This window comes from Bradyrhizobium sp. Ses1 (genome assembly GCF_059512365.1).
The window spans coordinates 1-23,272 of the sequence record NZ_JCAMOQ010000056.1 but is presented as its reverse complement, the minus strand read 5'-3'; the positions used below and the strand labels follow the sequence as shown (position 1 = coordinate 23,272).

The window sequence follows — 23,272 nt, the reverse complement described above, 5'->3', positions numbered from 1 at the left end:
GATTTAGAAGCGCCCGTTGGAGTAACATAATCTTGAATATGACCCGCGCGTGTTAGGCGCGCACGCTGAGCATATTGCAGAGAGTTGCGTAAGGGTAAGACCGATGAATCAGGTCGTCTTTCTGGTCGACGTCGACAATACGCTTCTCGACAACGACCACATCCAGGCTGACATCAAGGCCTATCTCGAGCGCCAGTACGGTGCCGCCTGTCGCGACCGGTACTGGGCAATTCTCGACGACCTGTTTGTCGAACTGGGGTATCGAGACTATCTCGGTGCACTGCAGCGGTACCGTGTCGAACACCCGCAGGACATGCATCTGTTGTCAATGTCTTCGTTCCTGGTCGATTACCCGTTCGCCAATCGTCTGTACCCGGGATCGCTGGATGTGCTCGAACGACTGCGTCAGTGGGGCCCGACCGTCCTTCTCACTGATGGCGACGTTGTTTTTCAACCGCGCAAGGTTGAGCGCTCCGGCCTTTCAGAGGCCGTGAACTCGCACGTGTTGATCTACATCCACAAGGAACTCGCGCTCGACGATGTCGAGTCCCGTTATCCGGCACTGCACTACGTCCTGATAGACGACAAGCCGCGAATCCTCGCCGCGGTCAAGGAAGCCTGGGGCAGTCGCGTCACCACCGTTTTTCCCCGACAGGGACAATATGCGCATGACGCGAAGGCGCTCGCCTCCTTCGCCACACCGGACGTGACGGTGGACCGGATCGGAGACCTGCTCGACTATGATCTGGGTCGCCTGCTTGCGGCTCTCCCTCGACTCGAAGCTGTGCGGAGGTGAAGCAATGAAGGCAACGCAAAAGCTCCACGAGCTCGGACAGAGCGTTTGGCTCGACAACATCACCCGTGACCTGCTGACGAGTGGCACTTTAAAGCGCTACATTGCCGACTTGTCGCTGTCGGGGCTCACATCAAACCCGACAATCTTCGATCACGCGATCAAGAACAGCTCACATTATGATTCTGCGATCCGCAGCAAGCTGAACGAGGGAAAGTCGGGTGAGCCGCTATTCTTCGAACTAGCGATCGAAGATCTAGCGCAGGCAGCCGACCTGTTCCGCCCGATTTGGGACCGCACCAATGGTGTAGACGGATGGGTCTCGCTCGAGGTCTCGCCACTCCTTGTACATGATACGGCCAGCACAATCGCAGCCGCCAGGGATTTGCACGCACAGGCGAAGCGCCCCAACCTCTTCATCAAGATACCCGGCACCAGGGAAGGGTTGCCCGCCATCGAAGAGGCAATTTTCGCCGGCGTGCCCGTGAATGTGACCCTGTTGTTCAGCCGAGAGCACTACCGCGCCGCGGCGGAGGCATATCTGCGGGGCATCGAGCGGCGCATTGCAGCCGGTCTGAATCCAAATGTTGGCTCCGTTGCGTCGGTCTTCGTCAGTCGCTGGGATGCCGCCGTCGCCAACAAGGTTCCCGCGCCTTTACACAACAAGCTGGGTATCGCAATCGCGAAACGAACATACAAGACAGCCTGCGAATTGCTCGGCTCCTCACGCTCGCGGCGTATCTACAACGAGGGTGGGCGGCCACAGCGCCTGCTATGGGCGAGCACCGGAACCAAGGATCCCGCGGCATCCGACGTCCTGTACATCAAGGCGCTGGCCGCGCCGCTCACGGTCAACACCATGCCGGAAAGCACGGTGAAGGCCCTCGCCGACCACGGAGACGTCGGAGAGATGTTGGCGGCCGATGGCGGCGACTCCGAAGAGGTGCTGTCGCAATTTGCAAAGGCCGGCGTCGATGTCGAAGCGCTAGCAGCAACGTTGCAGGACGAAGGTGCCAAGTCGTTTGTCAAATCCTGGAACGAGCTGCTGGGCGTCATCTCTGCCAAAACCGAGGTGCTCAAGAAGGCAAGCTAGGTTGCAATCGAGACGAAGGTCCTCGCAATGGATATACTGGTCGTTGACGTGGGCGGCACCCACGTCAAGATCCTTGCCTCCGGCGAAAAAGTAAGGCGAGAAATTGACTCCGGGCCGACCCTGACGGCCCGGCAGATGGTGTCGAGCGTCGAGAAACTCGCCGACGGCTGGGAATATGATTTCGTCTCGATTGGCTATCCGGGCCCGGTTGTGCATGACCGCCCAATGGCGGAGCCTCATAATCTGGGAAAAGGCTGGATGGGCTTCAACTTCGCTGCGGCATTCAAACTGCCGACGAAAGTCATCAACGATGCGGCGATGCAGGCGCTCGGCAGCTACGGGGGCGGCAAAATGTTGTTCCTCGGGCTCGGAACGGGACTCGGCTCGGCGATGGTCATCGATGGCATCGTGCAGCCGATGGAGCTTGGGCACTTACCCTACAAGAAGCGGGTCTATGAGGACTATGTCGGCGCCCGCGCGCTGGAGGAGTTCGGCAAGAAAGCATGGCGGAAGCATGTCGAAGATGTCGTTGAATATCTGATTGCGGCACTCCAGCCGGAGGACGTCGTGCTGGGCGGCGGCAACGCCAAACTATTGAAAGAACTGCCGCCATTGTGCCGGCTTGGGGATAATGCCAACGCATTCAAGGGTGGCTTCCGAATGTGGGAAGGCCCGCCAAAGGGAAAGATCACTCGCTCGCGCAAACAAACTGCGCAAGCCGCCATAGCGCGTTAACAGGAGCGATGAATGGCAACGGCCACGAAAACGGTCACCGAGCTTCCCGCCTGGAAGGACCTGTCCGCCCATTTTCAGAAGATCGGCCGCCTGCATCTGCGCGAGCTCTTTGCTCAAGACCCAAAACGCGGCGAGCGGTTGACGGTCGAGGCGGCCGGGCTCTACCTCGACTACTCGAAGAACCGGATTACCGATGACACGCTAGCTCTGCTGTTGCAACTGGCCGAACAGTCCGGGCTCCGCGCGCGGATCGATGCGATGTTCGGAGGCCAGAAGATCAACGTTTCCGAGAAGCGGGCCGTCCTGCATGTCGCGCTCCGCGCGCCGAAGGGGCAATCGATCCTGGTTGATGGCGAGGACGTTGTGCCGCAGGTCCATTCGGTGCTCGACCGCATGGCCGATTTTTCCGATCGCGTACGCGGCGGTGCGTGGCGCGGCCACACCGGCAAGCCAATCCGCAACATCGTCAACATCGGCATCGGCGGCTCCGATCTGGGGCCGGTGATGGCCTGCGAGGCGCTCAAGCATTACAGCGACCGCGCGATGACGTTCCGGTTCGTCTCCAACGTGGACGGCACCGATTTCGCGGAAGCGACCCGCGATCTCGATCCGGCCGAGACTCTGTTCATTATCTCTTCCAAGACTTTCACTACACTGGAGACCATGACCAACGCCAGGAGCGCGCGCGATTGGTCGCTCGCGGGACTTGGGGGAGACGAGAAGTCGGTCGCGAAGCATTTCGTCGCGGTGTCGACCAACGCGAAGGAAGTGACGAAGTTCGGCATCGATATCGCCAACATGTTCGGCTTCTGGGACTGGGTTGGCGGACGGTACTCCATGGACTCCGCGATCGGACTCTCGACGATGCTTGCCATCGGCCCGGACAACTTTCGCGCCATGCTCGGCGGCTTCCATGAGATGGATGAGCATTTCCGCACCGCGCCGTTCGAGCGTAACCTGCCGGTGCTGATGGGGCTGCTCGCCATCTGGTACAATAACTTCTTTGGCGCGCAGACGGTGGCGGTGCTGCCTTACGAACAATACCTGAAACGGTTCCCGGCATATCTCCAGCAGTTGACGATGGAGAGCAACGGCAAGCACGTCACGCTCGAGGGCAATCCTCTCAACTACAACACCGGTCCGATCTATTGGGGCGAGCCTGGGACCAACGGTCAGCATTCCTTCTATCAGCTCATCCATCAGGGCACCCGTCTCATTCCTTGCGACTTCATCGCGTTTCACAAGACACTCAACCATCTTGGAGAGCAGCACGACATGCTGCTCGCGAACGTCTTTGCTCAGGGCGAAGCGCTCGCATTTGGCAAGACGGCTGACGAAGTGAGGCGGGAGGGGTCTGCCGATTGGCTCGTTCCGCATCGCGTGTTCGAAGGAAACAGGCCGTCGACTACGATTCTGCTGGAACGGCTAACACCCGCGGCTCTCGGCAAACTCGTCCCGCTGTACGAGCACAACGTCTTCACGCAGGGCGCAATTTGGCAGATCGATTCATTCGACCAATGGGGCGTCGAACTCGGCAAGGTGCTGGCGCAACGCATCATCCCGGAACTCACCAATGAAGCCGAACCCAAATTCGGACACGACAGCTCGACCAACACATTGATCCGCCGACATCGCACGTTCAGGGAGAAGTCGCACTAAGTACTGATCTCGACACGCCAGGATACCTGCGCACCCGGGGGGAAGTCACACCGGGAAAAAAAGAGGAGCCACTCATGCAACTCGGGATGATCGGTCTCGGCCGAATGGGCGCCAATATGGTGCGAAGACTTGTTCGACATGGTCACCAATGTGTCGTCTTCGACATGTCGCCGAACGCCGTTGCAGAACTGGTGAAAGAGAAGGCGACGGGAAGCGCCTCTCTGGCGGATTTCGTGGCGAAGCTCGAAAAGCCGCGCGCGATCTGGTTGATGGTTCCGGCGGCAGTCGTAGATAGATCGATCGGTGATCTGCTGCCGCTGCTCGAAGCCGGCGACATTCTGATTGACGGCGGCAACTCCTACTACATCGATGACATCAGGCGTTCCAAGGAGTTGGCGCACAACGGCATCCATTATGTCGATGTTGGCACCAGCGGCGGCGTGTGGGGTCTCGAGCGCGGCTACTGCATGATGATCGGCGGCCCTGACGAGGCCGTGCAGCGGCTGGATCCGATCTTCAAGACCCTCGCTCCCGGTCTCGGCGAAATCCCGCGCACCCCGGGACGAGAGCGCGCCTCCGCAGGCACCTCCGAGCAAGGCTATCTCCACTGCGGACAGAGCGGCGCCGGTCATTTCGTCAAGATGGTCCATAATGGTATCGAGTACGGGCTGATGGCGGCGTATGCCGAGGGGCTCGGTATCCTGCGCGCAGCGAACATCGGCAAGCACGCGCACGCGGCGGACGCCGAAACAACACCGCTTCGCATTCCCGAGCACTACCAATATGACTTGAAGCTGCCCGAGATCGCAGAAGTGTGGCGGCGCGGCAGCGTGATCGCCTCGTGGCTTCTCGATTTGACAGCAACCGCGTTGCTGGAAGATCCGGCGCTGTCCAAATTCGCTGGGCGCGTCTCCGACTCCGGCGAAGGACGCTGGACTATTGCAGCAGCGATCGACGAAGCAGTCCCCGCCCCGGTCCTGACGACGGCGCTATACGAGCGTTTCAGCTCTCGCGGCGAGGCCGATTTCCAGAACAAGCTGCTTTCGGCAATGCGCTACGAGTTCGGTGGACACTTGGAAAAGGCGGCCAATGAGAGACCGAGATAGCCATGAGCGAACCTAAATCCGACGCATTGGTGTTTTTCGGCGCAACCGGCGATCTTGCCTACAAGAAGATCTTTCCGTCGTTGCAAGCGATGCTGAAACGGGGCCACCTCGATGTGCCTGTCATCGGCGTCGCAAAGGCCGGCTGGACACTCGACCAGCTCAAGGCCCGAGTACGCGACAGCCTCGAAAAGCACGGCGGCCTTGACGCCGCCGCGTTTGACAAGCTGGCCGGCCTTTTGCGTTACGTAGACGGCGACTACGCCGATCCGACTACGTTCGATGCCCTTCGCAAGCAGCTCGGTTCGGCACAGCGGCCAGCACACTATCTGGCGATCCCACCGGCGTTGTTTGCAACCGTAGTGGAACGGCTCGACACTGCCGATTGCACCAACGGCGCGCGCGTCATTGTGGAGAAGCCATTCGGGCATGATCTCGCCTCCGCACGCAACCTCAACAGGATTCTGCTCGCCAGATTCGACGAAGATCACATCTTCCGCATAGACCACTATCTCGGAAAACGACCTGTTCACAACATGGTCTTCTTTCGCTTCGCTAATGCGTTCCTGGAGTCGTTCTGGGACCGCAAGTTCGTGAGCAGCGTGCAGATCACGATGGCGGAGAATTTCGGCGTGCAGGGTCGTGGCGCGTTCTATGATCAAACTGGCACAATTCGCGACGTGATCCAGAATCATCTGTTTCAGGTGTTGGCCAATCTGGCGATGGAACCGCCAGCCCGATCCGACAGCGAATCCTTGCGTGACGAGAAGGTCAAGGTCTTGAGATCGATTCCGCCGATCGTTGAGAACGAGCTGGTGCGCGGACAGTTTCACGGCTACCGACAGGAGCCTGGCGTTGCTCCGGACTCGCAAGTGGAGACGTTCGCTGCATTGCGGCTGGAGATCGACTCCTGGCGCTGGCAGGGAGTGCCATTTTATATCCGTGCCGGAAAATCGCTTCCGGTGACTTGCACGGAAGTGATCGTACGCCTTCGTGAGGCGCCGCGGATCTTTCCCCATTGCGCCGCGATTCCCAATTATTTGCGGTTTCGCATCAATCCCGACATGGCCATTGCCCTTGGCACGATGGTGATGGACGAGGATGACCGAGAGGTCGGCGAGCCGGTTGAATTGTTGGCGAGCCGGCGCCCTGGCCCAGAGGAAATGGATGCGTATGAACGCGTGCTCGGCGACGCCATGAATGGCGACCGCACGCTGTTTGCACGACAGGACTATGTCGAAGAAGCATGGCGGATCGTCGATCCGGTCTTGAAGAAGGCGACTCCCGTCTACGAATACCAAGCCGGAAGCTGGGGGCCTCACGAAGCGGACAAGAATGTCACGCCGCCGGGCGGCTGGCACAACCCAACGGTAGCGTAACGCAGAGAGTGAGGAATGAAGATCGAAGTGCTCCTCGATCCCCGGCTCTGTTGCTTGATGACGGCAGCCTATCGCTGACGATGCACGTACACGGCTGCCGCGCGCAGGCGGCCTGTAATCGACACCCGCGGGAGGAAATCAGCCATGACAGACGCCGAACTCGACCAGCTCGCGATCAACACCATCCGCACACTGTCGATTGACGCGGTCCAGGCCGCCAACTCGGGCCATCCCGGCACACCAATGGCGCTTGCGCCGCTCGTCTATACGCTCTGGAACCGAGTCATGCGCTTCGATCCGCAAGATCCGATCTGGCCCGGCCGTGATCGCTTCGTGCTGTCGAACGGCCACGCATCGATGCTGCTGTGGTCAGTGCTCTACCTTACCCGTACGCAGGCCGTGAATGCTGAGTACGAGACGTTGGGCAGGCCTGCTGTCACCCTCGACGATATCCGGCGCTTTCGTCAGTTCGGGAGCCATGCGCCAGGGCATCCCGAATACCACCTGGTATCCGGCGTGGAGACGACTTCCGGCCCGCTCGGACAAGGCATTGCAACCAGCGTCGGGATGGCAATCGCGCAGCGCTGGCTCGCTGCGCGCTACAACAAGCCGGATTTTGCCATCTTCGATTACGACATCTATGCCGTATGCGGAGACGGATGCCTGATGGAGGGCGTTGGCTCTGAAGCGGCATCGCTCGCCGGCCACCTCGGCCTCGACAATCTGTGCTGGATCTACGACAACAACCACATCACGATAGAAGGCAGCACGCGGCTGGCGTTCACCGAAGATGTAGCCGTTCGTTTCACCGGCTATGGCTGGAATATCCTTCACGTTAATGACGCCAACGACATTGCCGGCATTGAACAGGCCCTGGCAACGTTTCGCGATACGAAAGGCCGACCGACGCTGGTGATACTCAACAGCCATATCGGATATGGCTCGCCACACCGCCACGATACGGCCGCGGCGCATGGCGAGCCGCTCGGCGTTGAAGAAGTCAAACTCACCAAACGCGCCTATGGCTGGCCCGAAGACTCGAATTTCCTGGTGCCTGACGGCGTTCTCGAACACTTCGCCGCCGGCGTCGGTGAGCGAGGCGGCGAGGCGCACCGCAAATGGCAAGCTCTGTTCACTGATTACCGCTCGAAGTATGCCGCGCTGGCGACCGAGATTGATCAGATGCAACGCCGCGAGCTTCCGGCAGGCTGGGACCGCAACCTGCCGTCATTCCCGGCAGATCTGAAGGGGCTCGCGGGGCGTGAGGCGTCGGGAAAGGTCCTGAACGTTCTGGCGCAAAACGTTGCCTGGTTGATTGGCGGTTCGGCAGATCTGGGTCCATCGACCAAGACGCTGCTAACCTTTGAAGGCGCAGGCGATGTTCAGGCCGCCACACCGGGCGGCAAGAACTTCCATTTCGGCATCCGCGAACACGCGATGGCTGCAATTCTCAACGGTCTGGCACTCTCGAAGCTGCGGCCGTTCGGCGCGACCTTCCTGATTTTCAGCGACTACGCCCGGCCCGCGATACGACTGGCGGCGCTAATGGAACTACCCGTGATCTTTGCTTTTACCCATGATGCCATGGGCGATGGCGAAGACGGCCCAACGCATCAACCGATCGAGCAACTCGCTTCAATGCGGGCAATGCCGGGTATGACGCTGTTCCGGCCGGGTGATGCCAACGAAGTGGTGGAAGTCTATCGCTACGTCATGCAGCTTCGTCATCGGCCAGCCTTGCTGGTCCTGTCTCGTCAACCGTTACCGACCCTCGACCGCAGCAAATATGCATCGGCATCCGGCGTCGCACGAGGCGCCTACGTGCTTGCCGACGCTCCTGACGGCAAGCCCGACATCATCTTGATTGCTACTGGCAGTGAGTTGAGCCTCGCAGCCAACGCTCATGAGAGACTTAGCCTGGATGGTATCCGCTCGCGCGTGGTCTCGATGGCTTCCTGGGATGTCTTCGAACGCGAGACGCAGGAATACCGCGACGCCGTCTTGCCGCCGGAGGTCACGGCGCGCGTTGCAATCGAGCAGGCGTCAACGTTCGGTTGGGAGCGTTACGTTGGCCCGACCGGTCGGGTCATCGGCATGCACACTTTCGGCGCCTCCGCCCCGCTGAAGGCCCTGCAGCAGGAGTTCGGATTCACCGTCGATAACGTTGTGACGACGGCCAAGGCGCTCTTGCGGCCTGCAAAAGCCACATAGCCATGAATATCCTTGAGGAGCGAAAACCGCTGTCGGCGGAGCACGCGCGGCTTCAAGATTCGTCGCCGGATACGCCTGGCAACTGGAAAACGATCGGGCCATACGTCAGCGAGCGCGCCTGGGGTACCGTGCGCGAAGACTACAGTGCCGACGGACAGGCCTGGCAATACTTCCCATACGAACACGCGCGCTCGCGCGCCTATCGGTGGAACGAGGACGGTCTTGCCGGCCTTTGCGATCGAGCGCAGCGCCTGTGTTTTGCTCTTGCCTTTTGGAATGGACGTGACCCCTTCCTGAAGGAACGCATCTTCGGTCTCGCTGGTCCAGAAGGAAATCACGGCGAAGATGCCAAGGAGTACTGGTGGTACATCGACGCAACACCGACCAGTTCATGGCTTCGTTGGCGTTACCACTATCCCCAGGCAGAGTTTCCCTACGCGTTGCTTCGGCAGGAGAACGCAAGACGCAACAAGGACGAGGTCGAATTTGAACTCGTGGATACCGGCATTTTCGAAGGGGACCGTTACTGGCAGGTCACGGCGGATTACGCCAAGGCGTCACCTGATGACATATGCATGCGCATCAGCGTTCGTAACGCGGGACCCGATCAGGCCGAGCTTCACGTGCTTCCGACTCTGTGGTTCCGCAACCGCTGGTCATGGGAGGCCGGCGTCGCGCGGCCGACGATCCGGGCGACTGCTGAAACTGGCAACGTCGGCGCGATCGCTGAAGAAGAACTGCTGGGTCGCTGGCGCTTCACTGCCGGGACGGATCCGGCGGGAAAGCCGCCACGGCTGCTGTTCTGTGAGAACGAAACCAATGCCCGGTACCTGTATGATATCACCGCCGAGCAGACGCCGTATCCAAAGGACGGCATCAACGACCACGTCCTTCACGGTGCGGCAACGGTAAATCCTGCCAAGCAGGGTACAAAAATGGCCTGCTGGTATCGCCTCGAAGTCGCTGCCGGCGAAACTGTCGAGCTCAGGCTTCGCCTAGCACGTGATGGGCACGGCCAGACTGCGAGCCTCGGGGCAGACTTCGAGCGGATCCACGCCGACCGGAGCCGCGAAGCTGACGAATACTATAAAGCGCTGACCCCTGACGGCGCGAGCGAGGACGAGGCCGCAGTCATGCGGCAGGCGTTCGCCGGAATGCTGTGGGGCCAGCAGTTCTACCACTACGACGTCGCGCGCTGGCTCGACGGCGACATCATACGTCCGCCCGAGGCACGCGCGTCAGGTCGCAACGCGGGCTGGCGTCATCTCAACAACCACGACATCATCGCCATGCCCGACAAATGGGAGTATCCGTGGTATGCCTCATGGGACCTCGCCTTCCATTGCGTGGTGCTGGCGCACATCGACCCCTCAGCAGCGAAGCATCAATTGCTGCTGCTGACGCGCGAATGGTACATGCACGCGAACGGCCAATTGCCGGCGTATGAATGGAATTTTGGAGATGTGAATCCGCCAGTTCAGGCGTGGGCCACGCTTGCAGTGTTCCGGATCGATGGCGGCACCGACTTCGATTTTCTGGCTCGCACTTTTCAAAAGCTCCTGATCAACTTCACCTGGTGGGTAAATCGAGAAGACGCATGTGGCGACAACGTGTTCGAGGGCGGCTTTCTCGGACTCGACAACATCGGCCCGTTCGACCGCTCGCAGATGCTTCCCGACGGCGATGTCCTGGAGCAGTCGGATGGCACTGCCTGGATGGCCAAGTTCTGTCTCAACATGCTGGAGATGGCTCTGCTGCTTGCCAACCATCAGCCTAGCTACGAAGACGTCGCGGTAAAGTTCTTCGAGCATTTCGCTCTCATCGCCGCCGCCATGAGCAAGCTCTGGGACGACCAAGACGGATTTTTCTACGATCGACTTCGCAAGCGCGACGGCTCGACTTTCACGGTGCGCGCGCGTTCCATGGTGGGATTGTTGCCAATCTTTGCGGCCGTACAGCTCGATGCGGCGCTGTGGGAACGACTGCCGATGTTTCGCAAGCGCGCGCTCTGGTACATCGAGAACAAGCCGGGCCTTGCAGAATTTCTGCACATGTCGCCGGCCAATGAACGCCCTCGGCTGATCTCCCTGGTAGGCAAGTCGCGGATGAAGCGGATCCTCGCGTGTATGCTCGACGAGTCGGAGTTTCTGTCGTCTTACGGGCTGCGATCGCTGTCGCGTTACCACCGCGAACATCCGCTTATCGTCAACATGGACGGACATGTCGCTCGTCTCGACTACGAGCCGGGTGAATCTCGGACCGGACTGTTCGGCGGCAATTCGAACTGGCGCGGACCGATTTGGTTCCCGCTCAATTTTCTCGCGATCGAGTCGCTACGACATCTTCATACCAGCCTCGGCGAAGACTTTACCGTTGAACTGCCGACAGGATCAGGCAGGCAGGCAAGCCTCGAGCAAGTGGCCGAAGAACTCGAGCGTCGACTGCTCAAATTGTTTCTCCGGAACGCAGAGGGCCAGCGACCAGCGCTGGGATTAAATCCCCGCTTCCGGCGCGGCGGGCCTTGGTGCGATTTATTGCTCTTCTACGAGTATTTTCATGGCGACACCGGCGAGGGCCTTGGCGCCTCGCATCAGACCGGCTGGACCGCTCTTGCCGGCGCGCTCGTGGCTAATCGGCGTTTGCGAAATGATAGGGACGCCTGCAGATGGCGCAATATTTCACTTTGTGCATCACCTACGTCGAGCGCGAGTCAGGAGGCATAAGTTTCCTAATGTTGGGTTCGGTCACAGCGTGCTTCGTGGGTCGATGCGATGGAACTTCCTTCGCTCCTCTTCGGTCAGATTGCGCTGCTGCTCTTCCGTCCGGCGCCGTTACCCTTCGTCGTTATCCTCACCAACGAAGCCCCGTGAAGTCTTCTTGCGGCTCGAACAAGGCGCGTCCGGCAGCACCGACCTTGCGCCAGACACGCTTTGTCTCGACAAAGGCGGCTTCGCTGTTGCCCGTGGCGCCGCCAATGGCCCACTATGGCTACATACCGACACAAATCCATATAATACATGGATTTTTTTAGTTTAGCGGGACGCCAGTTTGGTTGGCTAGGATCTTCGGATTGGGGTTCTAGATCGCAGCGTCGGTGCGGGAGTTCACGCGCCGCTCACGGACTGCTGATCGGGGCGACGGAACCGGACGTATCGCGGTTCCGTTGAGGGCGGGGGCCAACTTGGGAGAACCATCCGATGCGTAAACTGATTATCGCCGCCACCGCACTGGCGTTTATTTCGTCGGCCGCTTCAGCACAGACCACCGACAAGTCCGGCGGCACCACTGGCCCCGCGGCGCAGAGCGACAATGCGAGCAAGGATGATGCGTCGAAAATGGCGCCGAAGAAGAGCTCGAAGAAGGTGGCCAAGAAGTCGTCGAAGAAATCCGGCGAAGACACGATGCATCAGTAAGACAGGATTCATGGGGATCAAGGCCGTCCTTCGGGGCGGCCTTTTTTGATGTGCCTCGTCGCTGTGCTCACCGTCCTTGCGCCCGGATTTTCACTGAATTTGCAGGCCACTGCACGCACCGGGAGGAACATTTCCCTTAGTGTCGAATTACCGGCTGAAGACCTGCGGGCATGGACGGGTGATGCTGAACCTCTTTGACGATTCGGAAGAAGAAGCAGAGGTCGAAAAGATCCTGGCGCATCACACCGCGATCAGCGCCGACGCCGACGAGCAGCAGTTTCGCGATGTGCTTCAGGCGCTGCCCGCCGCGATCTACACGACGGATGCAGACGGTCGCATCACCTTCTTCAACCACGCTTGCATCGAGTTCGCCGGCCGTGTGCCTGCCATCGGCGACATGTGGTGCGTGAGCTGGAAGCTGTTCCGCACGGACGGCACGCCGCTTGCGCATGAGGAATGCCCGATGGCGATCGCGCTTCGTGAGAACCGCCCGGTGCGCAACGTGGAAGCAATCGCCGAGCGGCCCGATGGCTCGCGCATCTGTTTTATGCCCTACCCCACGCCCTTGCGCGACGCTGACGGCCGGCTGATCGGCGCCGTCAACATGCTGGTCGATACCACCATGCGCAAGCAGGCCGAGGAGCGCATGATGCGGCTCGCTTGGGAGGTCGATCATCGCGCCAACAATCTGCTGGCGGTGATCCAGGCGATCCTGCGCCTGACCAAGGCCGATACCGCGGAGGAGTTCCAGGCGGTCTTCCAGGGGCGCCTCAGCGCGCTCGCCAATGTGCAGCGGCTGTTCTCGGTGTCGCGCTGGACCGGCGCCAACATCCGCGCGATCATCGAACAGGAGCTCAAGCCCTATGCGGTGCACGACGCGAAGCGGGTCGCGATCAGCGGCGGCGATTTGAGGCTGACGGCCACACTGGCGCAGGCGATCGCGGTCACCGTGCACGAGCTCGCCACCAACGCCGCCAAATATGGCTCGCTCTCCAGCCCCTCGGGAAAGATCGCCGTCAGTTGGCGGACCGATAACGCCAACCTTTCGCTGCGCTGGCAGGAGAGCGGCGGACCAAGAGTGGCCGAGCCCACCCGCACCGGATTTGGCGTCGACGCCGTCGACGGCGTGGTCCGAACCTTGAGCGGCACCATCACCCGGCAGTGGAAGCCGGAAGGCCTGATCTGCGAATTCTGCTTCCCGGATATCGCGGCGTAGGCCGCGCTTCCCTTACATCTGCACCTCGATCAGCCTCGGTCCCGGCTCGGCGATCGCCTCCGCGAGCGCCTTGTTGAATTCGTCGGCGGTCGTGACCGCGCGGCCCGGCACGCCCATGCCGTTGGCGAGCGAGACGAAGTCGATGGTCGGCCGGTCGATCTTCAGCATGTCCTGCGCGCGCTTACCCGGCTCGCCGGCGCCGACGCCGTCGAACTCGCCGCGCAGGATCTGGTAGATGCGATTGGCGAACACGATGGTGACGACGTTCAGGTTCTCGCGGGCCTGCGTCCACAGCGCCTGGATCGTGTACATCGAAGAGCCGTCGCCGACCATGCAGATCACCTTGCGATCGGGAGCGGCCACCGCGGCGCCGGTCGCAACCGGCGGCGAGAAGCCGATCGAGCCGCCCATGTTCTGCAGCCAGTCATGCGGCGCGGCGGCCGCCGTCGGCGGGAAGAAGCCGCGGCCGGTGGTGATGGATTCATCGACCACGATGGCGTTCTCCGGAATCGCGCACGCGATCGCCTGCGCGATCGAGGCAAACGTCAGCGCGCCAGTCGGCTTCGCAAGCTCGACGAGCTTCTGCGGCTTGACGTCCTGCGGCTTGGCCCCGAGCGCGCCAGCCAGCGCCTCCAGCGCCGCCACCGAATTCTCCCCGCCCGCGGTCATCCGATGCACCTCGCAGCCCTCCGGCTTCAGCAGGCTCGGCTTGTTCGGATAGGCGAAGAAGGCGACGGGGTCGTTGGCCTCGACCAGCACGATGTTCTTGAAGTCCTTGAGAATAGGCAGCGCCTGCTCGATCACGTAAGGAATGCGGTCGATCAGGAAGCGGCCCCTGCCGCGCGCCATCTTCGGATTGTAGGTCTGGCCCATCACCTTGCAGCCGGTCTTGCCGGCGATCTGCTGGGCCAGCGTCAGCCCGTGCTCGGTCAGCGCACTGCCGGTCAGCAGCAACAGGTTCTGCGCGCCGCCTTCGCGCAGGATCTTTGCCGCCGCTTCCACCGCCTGTGCCGAATAGTTCGGCCGCTGGCTTTCGGCCGGGACCTGGGCGATACCGTCAGCCTCGTTCCAGGCGGTGTCGGCCGGCAGGATCAGGGTCGCGATCTGCGGCGGCGTGCTCTTGGCGGCGGCAATCGCGGCAGCGCCATCGGCGGCGACCGACTTGGCATCCGGCGAGGTCCTGACCCAGGCCGACATCGGCCGCGCCAGGCCCTCGATGTCGGAGGTCAGCGGCGCGTTATACGCGATGTGGTAGGTCGCGTGCTGGCCGACGATGTTGACGATGCCGGAATTCGCCTTCTTGGCGTTGTGCAGGTTGGCAAGGCCGTTGGCGAGACCCGGGCCGAGATGCAGCAGCGTCGAAGCGGGTGTTTCCTTGATACGGAAATAACCGTCGGCCGCCCCCGTCACCACGCCCTCGAACAGGCCGAGCACGCAGCGCATGCCCTCGACCCTATCAAGCGCGGCGACGAAATGCATCTCCGAGGTGCCGGGATTGGTGAAGCAGACGTCGACGCCGCCCGCGACCAATGTCCGCACCAGACTTTCCGCACCATTCATGTCTCGCTCCCGCATTCCCGCGCTGTTTTGTTGGCCCAAGTAATGTTGTGTTGGCCCAAGTCGACTATCTCAAGCCCGGCGTTCCGAGCCCAGATCAACCATTGTTCGCCCGTTTCGTCAAAGGTTTAGCGGGACATTGCTGCCATCGTTTCTGATGTGTTGCCTTTTTTAACCGCGGTGCCCGAAAATCCGTCGCTCACGGCGGCGTGGGTTGCGCATTCGAACAACTTATGGCCTCACTTTCATGAGGCAGGAAATAACGCGAGGAAGGCAATGACACGGGGCAGGGTTTTGCTGGCGGCGGCGCTCTTGATGCTGGGAGGCGCCGGTCAGGCGCAGGCCCAATTCTTCGACACCCGCGACATCATGGGCGGCGGCCTCAGCTTCTTCGGCACCGGCGGGAGCCCGATCCAACGGACGACCGTGATGTACCCGAGCCGTTATGCGCCGGGCACCATCGTCATCAACACCGCCGAGCGACGGCTCTATCTCGTCCTCAATGACGGCCAGGCGCTGCGTTATGGCATCGGGGTCGGCCGCGACGGTTTCCGCTGGGGCGGAACCCATCGCATCACCGCCAAGAAGGAATGGCCGAGCTGGACGCCGCCGGCGCAGATGCTGCGGCGCCGTCCCGACTTGCCGCGCCACATGGCCGGCGGCGTCGAAAATCCGCTCGGCGCCCGCGCGCTGTATCTCGGCTCGACGCTCTACCGCATCCACGGCTCGAACGAGCCGGAGACAATCGGACAGGCGGTATCGTCGGGCTGCTTCCGCATGACCAACGAGGATGTGGTGGATCTCTATAGCCGCGTTTCCGTGGGCACCACCGTCGTCGTCAAGAATTAGGACGGTGCGGGAACCAGCGCTGCCATGCGCAAGCAGGCTTGCGCGCGCACGGTGATTGCGGCAGCGTTATAGCGATGTGCACGCTTCACCGTCTCCTGGCTGTCCTCGTCCTCGCAATCGCCTCGGCCGCGATCATGCCCGGCCTCGTTGCGCCGCCGGCATGGTCGGGCGAGAACCCATCGATCGCCGCGCGCCAGCGCAACGAGAAGAAAGCCTTCACCGATAGCGAGATCATCGAAGGCTTCATGAAGACGGCGTTCGGCGCCGAGTACCACCTCGCCGGCCGCGTCGACCGCATCCGCAAATATGACTCCCCGATCAGGGTGTTCGCCGACGGCACCCGCGCCGACCGCAAGGCCCAGCTCGCAAAGATCGTCGGCGATGTCGCCGCCAAGGTCCAGCACCTCGACATCGCCATGACCGAGAGCAGCGAGATCGCCAATGTGAGGGTGAAGCTGGTGCGCGACCGCGATCTCTATCGCACCATCACGACCTTCTATGGCAGCGAGCGCGCGAAAGAAATCCGCTCCTCGCTCGACCCGCAATGCCTGAGCGGCTTTCGCAAGAACGACAATTTCGAGATCGAGCATTCCGACGTGATCCTCACGGTCGATAACGGCGACTTCGTCTTCTTCGATTGCGCCTATGAGGAACTGCTGCAGTCGCTCGGCCCGATCAACGATACCTCGAGCGTGCCCTGGACCATGTTCAACGACAACGTCTCGATGGGCTATTTCGACGTCTACGACCAGTACATCCTCAACCTGCTCTACGATCCCCGTATCAAGGCCGGCATGACCGTGCAGGACGTCAAGGCCTTGCTGCCCGACGTCCTCGCCGACGTCCGCGCGTGGGTGAAGAAGGTGAACAATTTGCCGGAGTGAGGGGGTGCTTCCCTTCTCCCCTTGTGGGAGAAGGTGGCGCGCATGCAATGCGCGACGGATGAGGGGTTGTCTCCGCGGGCGACGGTGCGCGTGGAGAAAGACCCCTCACCCATGTGCGCTCTTGGCTAGCGACGGAGTAGCCCTCTCCCACAAGGGGAGAGGGCGCACCAATTGACAGCGCCGTGCCTACCATCCAGCGCAGTGCTCGCGATGGTGGGCACGCTTCGCTTTGCCCACCCTACGGCGTCGCGGAAAGTTCTGATTCAATTTTCAAACAGCAATTCCGTAGGATGGGTAGAGCGAAGCGAAACCCATCGCGATGGAGCAGGCCGCACGCATGATGGGTTTCGCTTCGCTCTACCCATCCTACGTCGGAATGTTTTTTCCGCGAGGGCTGGACAGACTTTTGGTGATTTGCCCGTCGAGGCTGGGCAAGTATTCAATCAGCCTTGAACGGCGCAGAAATGCATTCGCCGTTGCGGGCGATTGCACGTAGAAAATTCCATCCTCATTGCCATGCGCGTCGCGCAAAGAAAGGACGTTCTACGAGGACGCGCCCGCGGCGAATACTTGCCCAGCCTCGTCGGGTTGATTTGTCGCAGCTCGCGACCCAACATACGCTGTCATTCCGGGGCGTCCGAAGGACGAGCCCGGAATCCATTTCGCCACTTGTGCAGGCGGAAAAATGGATTCCAGGCTCGACGCTTCGCGCCGCCCCGGAATGACAGGGGGATATGTGGTGAAATAGATTCCGGGTTCGCGCTGCGCGCGCCCCGGAATGACGGCGGTGGTCGGCTCCTACAGCCTGGTGCCGGTGCTGCAGATCGACTTCAGCGCGCGCCACTCTCCCGCGGTCAACAATGGTGGGCCGCTGGCGGGGCGGTTTTCGCGGGTCATACGGGCGAGGCGGTCTTCGGTCATGGGGTGGCTTGCGATCAGCGACAGGCCCCTGTCGCCTTCCTTGCCGGTGATGCGGAACATCAATTCTCCCATCGGCTTGGTCGGCCGGCCGAGCCGGTGCATGGTCTCGATCGCAAAGCTGTCGGCGTTCTGTTCGGCTTCGCGGGAATGCGATGCGTTCACCAGCGTCCGCGAGGCGAAGATCACGGCGCCGGAGCCGGTGATGTCGCCGAACAAGAGGCCGATCAGGAACGAGGTGCCGCCATTGTGGATCATGCCGCGCAGGCCGTCGCGATGCTGGAGATGGCCGAGCTCGTGGGCGAGGATGCCCGCGAGCTCATCGACATTTTCGGCTTTCGCGAGCAGCCCATCCAACACATAGACCCTGCCGCCCGGCAACGCGAAGGCGTTCGGAATCGAGGTCGAGAGCACGCCCGATTGCAGCGACGTGTCCATGCCAGCGGATTCGCGCAGCGTGTTGACGAGTTTTTCAAACGCGCGCTGGCCGGCGGGGTTGCCGCACGACTTGCCGTCGAACACCATCTTCACCTGGCTGTCGGCGACTTCGCCGAGCCGCCGCTCGAACGCGACAGGCACCAGAGCCGCCAGCCGGTCGGCGGCAAGCGGCACGCCGAACAGCACGACCAGGACGATCGACACGGTCGCCGCCAGCGACCAGCCGACGATGCTCGCAACGCCGCGGCCGCCGAGCACATGCTCGTCAAGCTTTTCGCAGCGCGCGACGAGCTCGGCCGCGAGCGCGGCATCGCGGATCTCGAGCCGCGCCAGCGCGGCCGCAGAGATGCAGGCGAGCCGCAGCTTGCCGGACGGACCGTCGGCGCGGCGGATATCCGCATAGGGCCAGGCGGCGATCCGCTGTCCGTCCTCCTCGAGCTCGAGCACGTCGGCGAAACGCAGCGCAACTGCGTGCCGCTTGCTCGACGTGCCGTCGAAATAGAAGGCGGCGCTCAGTCCACTGTCGAACGCCCCGCTCATGGGTCAAAAGCCCCCGACGTCGAGACCGTCGGCGAAGCCCTCGCCGAGCGCGTTGGCGAGCTCACCTCGGGCGGAGACATTGGCCGTCGCCTCGATGCCATGGACGATCGTCGACCCCAGCACCTTCACCCAGAGATCGCGCATCAGATAGACGCGGATCACGACATTGATGGCCAGCGCGAACAGGAGATAGCCAACGCCCAGGAGCACCAGGAACGGAATGCTCCCGGTAAATTCCTGGCTCGCGAAGAATTCCTTGAGCGGCGTTGCGCTCATGCTGGCGACCAGCACCGCGGATAGGGCGAACCAGGCCGCAAACACGAGGCCGAGCACGACAATCCAGCCGATCACTTTCCAATAAAGCCCGATCAGCGCGCTGCGCTTCAGCGTCGACTCCAGCCGCACGCCGCCGAAGCGGAGGCCGGACAACCACCATCGCCATTCGACCGCTTTGTAGGCACCGTAGATGAAGGGCGCGAGCGGCACGATGCAGACTGCCACCGGCACCAACAGCCAGAGCCACCAGCCGCGCTTGAAGAACTCCCAGCCGCGCCCCTCGAAGCTGCCCTGCAGGTCGCCATAGTAGGAATGGCGCATCTTGTAGCGCTCGAGCGCCGCGACGCGCCACGGCAGGGCGAGGCCGAGGGTGACGATCACCGCGAGTCCCCACAACGCCGAGAGCCCGGCATAGGCCCAGCCGGAGCCGCTCATCCAGAATCGCACGCCGCGCCACACTGTCCGCGTCAGGCGGTAGCGGCGCGCGCGAAAGATCGCGAACTGTCCGAACAGATAGAAGAACGCCACCAGCGGAATGCTGGCGAAAGCCTGGGCGCGCTCGGCCTCGAGGCCGACCAGGAAATAAGCGAGGTAAACCGGCACCAGGATCGCGAGCGCGACCAGGAAGCCGATCAGAAGCTCCTTGCCGCGGCCGGTATATTCTGCGGCGTCGCCTTCGATCTCGGTGTTGGACCAGAGATGACGGCGCATGTCGGTCGCCAGCCAGAACCGGTAGAAGCCGAGCGTGACGAATTCGAGCCCGGCGCCGCGCTTGACCAGGTCGAAGAACTCGCGGCGGCTGCCGGTAAACGCAACCGGTATCTGCGGCGGTACAGGCAGGGGTGGCGGTTGCGGAGGCCCAATCGGGGTCCAGCTCATCTCGTGCACGGGGATCAACTCCAGGCAGTCTCTGCGGATCGCACAAAACCACAGATTTATCAAAGGAAGTGTGATCGAGATATTCGCGCAGGAGTCGAGTGTAAAGTGAATGACGTGCCGTGCAGATGACGGAGGTATCCGGTGCCCGTCATTCCGGGGCGTCCGAAGGACGAGCTATGATGTGCAATTGCAGATCAGAGAATCCATCGAGCCACACATCGCCCTGTCATTCCGGGGCGCGACGTAGTCGCGAGCCCGGAATCCATTTCGCCATTTGTGCAGGCGGAGAAATGGATTCCGGGTTCGACGCTTCGCGTCGCCCCGGAATGACAAGTGGAGAGAATGCCGCTACGCGGTCTTGTCGAACAGTTCGCGGCCGATCAGCATGCGGCGGATTTCGCTGGTGCCGGCGCCGATCTCGTAGAGCTTGGCGTCGCGCAGCAGGCGGCCGGTCGGATAGTCGTTGATGTAGCCATTGCCGCCGAGGAGCTGGATGGCGTCGAGCGCGCATTGCGTCGCCTTCTCGGCGGCGTAGAGGATCGCGCCGGCGGCGTCCTCGCGCGTGGTCTCGCCGCGGTCGCAGGCTTTCGCCACCGCATAGACATAGGCCCGCGAGGCGTTCATCGTGGTATAGATGTCGGCGACCTTGCCCTGCACGAGCTGGAAAGTGCCGATCGGCTGGCCGAACTGCTTGCGCTCGTGCACATAGGGCATCACCACGTCCATGCAGGCCTGCATGATGCCAATCGGGCCGGCCGCCAGCACCGCGCGCTCATAGTCGAGGCCGCTCATCAGCACGTTGACCCCGCGGCCGACCTCGCTGAGCACGTTCTCCTCCGGCACCTCGCAATCCTCGAACACCAGCTCACACGTGTCGGAGCCGCGCATGCCGAGCTTGTCGAGCTTCTGCGCGGTGGAGAACCCCTTCATGCCCTTCTCGATGATAAAAGCGGTGATGCCGCGCGGACCGCCGTTCGGATCGGTCTTGGCATAGACCACCAGCGTCTCGGCGACAGGACCGTTGGTGATCCACATCTTGTTGCCGTTGAGCACGAACCGATCACCCTTCTTCTCCGCACGGGTCTTCATCGAGACCACATCGCTTCCGGCGCTCGGCTCGGACATTGCGAGCGAGCCGACATGCTCACCCGAGATCAGCTTCGGCAGATATTTCCGCTTCTGCGCCTCGTTGCCGTTGCGGCGGATCTGGTTGACGCAGAGGTTGGAATGGGCGCCGTAGGACAGGCCGACGGACGCGGAGGCACGCGAGATCTCCTCCAGCGCGATGCAGTGCTCGAGATAGCCGAGGCCTGTTCCGCCATATTCCTCCTCGACGGTGATGCCGTGCAGCCCGAGCGCGCCGATCTTCGGCCAGAGGTCGCGCGGGAATTGGTTGGTGCGGTCGATCTCGGCCGCGCGTGGGGCGATCTCGTTGCTCGCGAAATCGTACACGGTCTCGCGGATCGCATCCGCGGTCTCGCCCAGGTCGAAATTGAACATCCGTTGCGCGTTGGGAATCATGGCGAGCGGCCTCCAGAATGGCTTGTTGCCCTAGGCTTATTCGCTGCCGGGCGGCTTGTCACGGGGAGGTTTCTTCTTCCGCTCCCCGCACCGCCGTCATTCCGGGGCGACGCGAAGCGTCGAGCCCGGAATCCATTTCTCCGCACGTATATGCGGCCCAATGGATTCCGGGTTCGTCCTTCGGACGCCCCGGAATGACGAGGGCGGTAGGTACCTTCCCTCTCCCCGCAGGCGCGGCTCGGTGGAAGCCGATGCGGCCAAATGTGCCAAACTCGCCCTTGCCCTGCGCGGCGTGACGGGTTGTAATCCGCCAAAAATGCGCCCGACGGAACAACCGGACCGGGACGATCCAAGGAGATACGCCATGCACGGGACGGTCGATCGTATCAAGAGCGAAACCCAGGAGGCCGCCCGCGAGCGGGCTTATGCGATCCCGCTGGATCAATTCGACCCCAGCGCTCCCGAACTGTTCCGCACCGATTCGTTCTGGCCCTATTTCGACCGGCTACGCCGGGAGGAGCCGGTGCACTATTGCCGGGACAGCCTGTTCGGGCCCTATTGGTCGGTGACCAAGTATAACGACATCATGGAGATCGAGACCAACCATTCGGTCTTCTCCTCGGCCGCCTCGCTCGGCGGCATCACCATCCGCGACATCGCCCCGGATCTGCGCCGCGAAAGCTTCATCGCAATGGATCAGCCGCGGCACTCGGCGCAACGGCGGACCGTGGCGCCGATGTTCACGCCGACCCATCTCGACGAGCTGGCGATCAACATCCGCAAGCGCTCGACCGAATGCCTCGACAACCTACCGCGCGGCGACGTGTTCGACTGGGTCGACAGGGTCTCGATCGAATTGACCACGCAGATGCTGGCGGTGCTGTTCGATTTCCCCTGGGAGGACCGGCGCAAGCTGACGCGCTGGTCGGACGTCGCCACCACCCTTCCGGGCGCCGGCGGGCTGGTCGCGACCGAGGACGAGAGGCAGGCAGAGCTGATGGAATGCGCCAGCTATTTCTCGCGGCTGTGGAAGGAACGGATCGAGCAGCCGCCGAAGAGCGACCTGCTCTCGATGATGGCGCACAGCCCGGCGACGCGCGACATGGACCCGAAGAACTTCCTCGGCAATCTGATCCTCTTGATCGTCGGCGGCAACGACACCACGCGCAATACGCTTTCCGGCAGCATCTATGCGCTGAACCGGAATCCGGACCAGTATCGCAAGCTGAAGCAGAACCCTGACTTGATCGACAGTTTCGTGCCGGAGGTGATCCGCTGGCAGACGCCGCTGGCGCATATGCGCCGCACTGCGCTTGCCGACATCGAGTTCCATGGCAAGCAGATCCGGAAGGGTGACAAGGTCGTGATGTGGTACGTCTCGGGCAACCGCGACGAAGATGTGATCGAACGTCCCTACGAGTTCATCATTGATCGCGCCCGTCCCCGCACTCACATTTCGTTTGGCTTCGGCATCCATCGCTGCGTCGGCCTCAGACTTGCCGAATTGCAGTTGAAGATCATCTGGGAAGAGATCCTGAAGCGCTTCGACACGATCGAGGTGGTGGAGGAGCCGAAGCGCGTGTATTCGAGCTTCATCAAGGGATATGAGACGCTGCCGGTCCGCATCGCGGACTAGAGCGTTTTCGAGCGAAGTGGACACCGGTTCGCGTGAAGAAAACGCGTCAAAACGAGAATCTAGAGCTTCGGTTCTGATTCCATCAGAACCGAAATGCTCTAGGCTGTGTGGACTCTTGGGATTCTCAAATCAGACGGAACGTGATTCAAGGCTTTCTTTTAGGAGGAAGCCT

At 61.7% G+C, this 23,272-nt stretch carries 17 protein-coding genes; 13 read left to right on the top strand and 4 right to left on the bottom strand.

Going from position 1 to position 23,272, the window contains the following annotated elements; translation table 11 throughout:
* The first annotated feature begins 103 nt into the window (after positions 1–103).
* From AC5ZG5_RS38460 to AC5ZG5_RS38415, 10 genes are all read left to right on the top strand, one after another.
* The gene (locus AC5ZG5_RS38460) at positions 104–796 is read left to right on the top strand and encodes an HAD family hydrolase (RefSeq protein WP_456642786.1); all 693 of its coding nucleotides are present in this window, start codon (positions 104–106) and stop codon (positions 794–796) included.
* The gene (gene tal / locus AC5ZG5_RS38455; RefSeq protein WP_456642787.1) at positions 741–1,886 is read left to right on the top strand and encodes a transaldolase; all 1,146 of its coding nucleotides are present in this window, start codon (positions 741–743) and stop codon (positions 1,884–1,886) included. Before AC5ZG5_RS38460 ends, tal begins: the two co-directional genes overlap by 56 nt.
* A 27-nt stretch (positions 1,887–1,913) precedes the next feature.
* A complete protein-coding gene (locus AC5ZG5_RS38450; protein WP_456642788.1) occupies positions 1,914–2,621 on the top strand; it encodes an ROK family protein in 708 nt (235 codons plus the stop codon).
* Between the two features lie 12 nt (positions 2,622–2,633).
* Positions 2,634–4,280, top strand: coding sequence for a glucose-6-phosphate isomerase (gene pgi / locus AC5ZG5_RS38445; RefSeq protein WP_456642789.1), 1,647 nt, complete (start codon positions 2,634–2,636; stop codon positions 4,278–4,280).
* 74 nt (positions 4,281–4,354) lie between these two features.
* Positions 4,355–5,386, top strand: a complete 1,032-nt coding sequence (gnd, locus tag AC5ZG5_RS38440) for a phosphogluconate dehydrogenase (NAD(+)-dependent, decarboxylating) (protein WP_456642790.1) — start codon at positions 4,355–4,357, stop codon at positions 5,384–5,386.
* Between the two features lie 2 nt (positions 5,387–5,388).
* Complete coding sequence (gene zwf, locus AC5ZG5_RS38435; RefSeq protein ID WP_456642791.1) at positions 5,389–6,762, top strand: glucose-6-phosphate dehydrogenase; 1,374 nt, start codon at positions 5,389–5,391, stop codon at positions 6,760–6,762.
* A gap of 144 nt (positions 6,763–6,906) precedes the next feature.
* Entirely contained in the window at positions 6,907–8,973 is a 2,067-nt protein-coding gene (tkt, locus tag AC5ZG5_RS38430; RefSeq protein ID WP_456642792.1) for a transketolase, read from the top strand.
* A 2-nt stretch (positions 8,974–8,975) separates the two neighbouring features.
* Entirely contained in the window at positions 8,976–11,696 is a 2,721-nt protein-coding gene (locus AC5ZG5_RS38425; protein ID WP_456642793.1) for an MGH1-like glycoside hydrolase domain-containing protein, read from the top strand.
* Positions 11,697–12,170: 474 nt separating this feature from the next.
* The gene (locus AC5ZG5_RS38420; protein WP_028165417.1) at positions 12,171–12,386 is read left to right on the top strand and encodes a hypothetical protein; all 216 of its coding nucleotides are present in this window, start codon (positions 12,171–12,173) and stop codon (positions 12,384–12,386) included.
* Positions 12,387–12,567: 181 nt separating this feature from the next.
* Positions 12,568–13,602 carry an HWE histidine kinase domain-containing protein gene (locus AC5ZG5_RS38415; RefSeq protein WP_456642794.1) on the top strand — a complete coding sequence of 345 codons (1,035 nt, stop codon included), beginning with the start codon at positions 12,568–12,570 and terminating at the stop codon, positions 13,600–13,602.
* 12 nt (positions 13,603–13,614) lie between these two features.
* Here the strand turns inward: AC5ZG5_RS38415 and AC5ZG5_RS38410 are convergent, their stop codons facing one another.
* Positions 13,615–15,162, bottom strand: a complete 1,548-nt coding sequence (locus tag AC5ZG5_RS38410) for an acetolactate synthase large subunit (protein ID WP_456642795.1) — start codon at positions 15,160–15,162, stop codon at positions 13,615–13,617.
* A 273-nt stretch (positions 15,163–15,435) separates the two neighbouring features.
* On the opposite strand from AC5ZG5_RS38410, the gene AC5ZG5_RS38405 reads away from it, so the two are divergent.
* Positions 15,436–16,008 carry a L,D-transpeptidase gene (locus AC5ZG5_RS38405; RefSeq protein ID WP_456642796.1) on the top strand — a complete coding sequence of 191 codons (573 nt, stop codon included), beginning with the start codon at positions 15,436–15,438 and terminating at the stop codon, positions 16,006–16,008.
* Between the two features lie 134 nt (positions 16,009–16,142).
* Positions 16,143–16,892: a DUF2927 domain-containing protein gene (locus AC5ZG5_RS38400; RefSeq protein ID WP_456642800.1), complete on the top strand. Its 750-nt coding sequence runs from the start codon at positions 16,143–16,145 to the stop codon at positions 16,890–16,892.
* Between the two features lie 798 nt (positions 16,893–17,690).
* On the opposite strand, the gene AC5ZG5_RS38395 is transcribed toward AC5ZG5_RS38400, so the two are convergent.
* The 3 genes from AC5ZG5_RS38395 to AC5ZG5_RS38385 all read right to left on the bottom strand — a co-directional run bounded on the left by AC5ZG5_RS38395 (position 17,691) and on the right by AC5ZG5_RS38385 (position 21,464).
* A complete protein-coding gene (locus AC5ZG5_RS38395; protein ID WP_456642797.1) occupies positions 17,691–18,788 on the bottom strand; it encodes a M48 family metallopeptidase in 1,098 nt (365 codons plus the stop codon).
* A gap of 3 nt (positions 18,789–18,791) precedes the next feature.
* The gene (locus AC5ZG5_RS38390) at positions 18,792–19,943 is read right to left on the bottom strand and encodes a DUF898 family protein (RefSeq protein WP_456642801.1); all 1,152 of its coding nucleotides are present in this window, start codon (positions 19,941–19,943) and stop codon (positions 18,792–18,794) included.
* 348 nt (positions 19,944–20,291) lie between these two features.
* Positions 20,292–21,464, bottom strand: a complete 1,173-nt coding sequence (locus AC5ZG5_RS38385; RefSeq protein WP_130227248.1) for an isovaleryl-CoA dehydrogenase — start codon at positions 21,462–21,464, stop codon at positions 20,292–20,294.
* A gap of 364 nt (positions 21,465–21,828) precedes the next feature.
* Here AC5ZG5_RS38385 and AC5ZG5_RS38380 point away from each other — a divergent pair, with 364 nt between their 5' ends.
* A complete protein-coding gene (locus AC5ZG5_RS38380) occupies positions 21,829–23,100 on the top strand; it encodes a cytochrome P450 (protein ID WP_456642798.1) in 1,272 nt (423 codons plus the stop codon).
* The last annotated feature ends 172 nt before the right edge of the window (positions 23,101–23,272 follow it).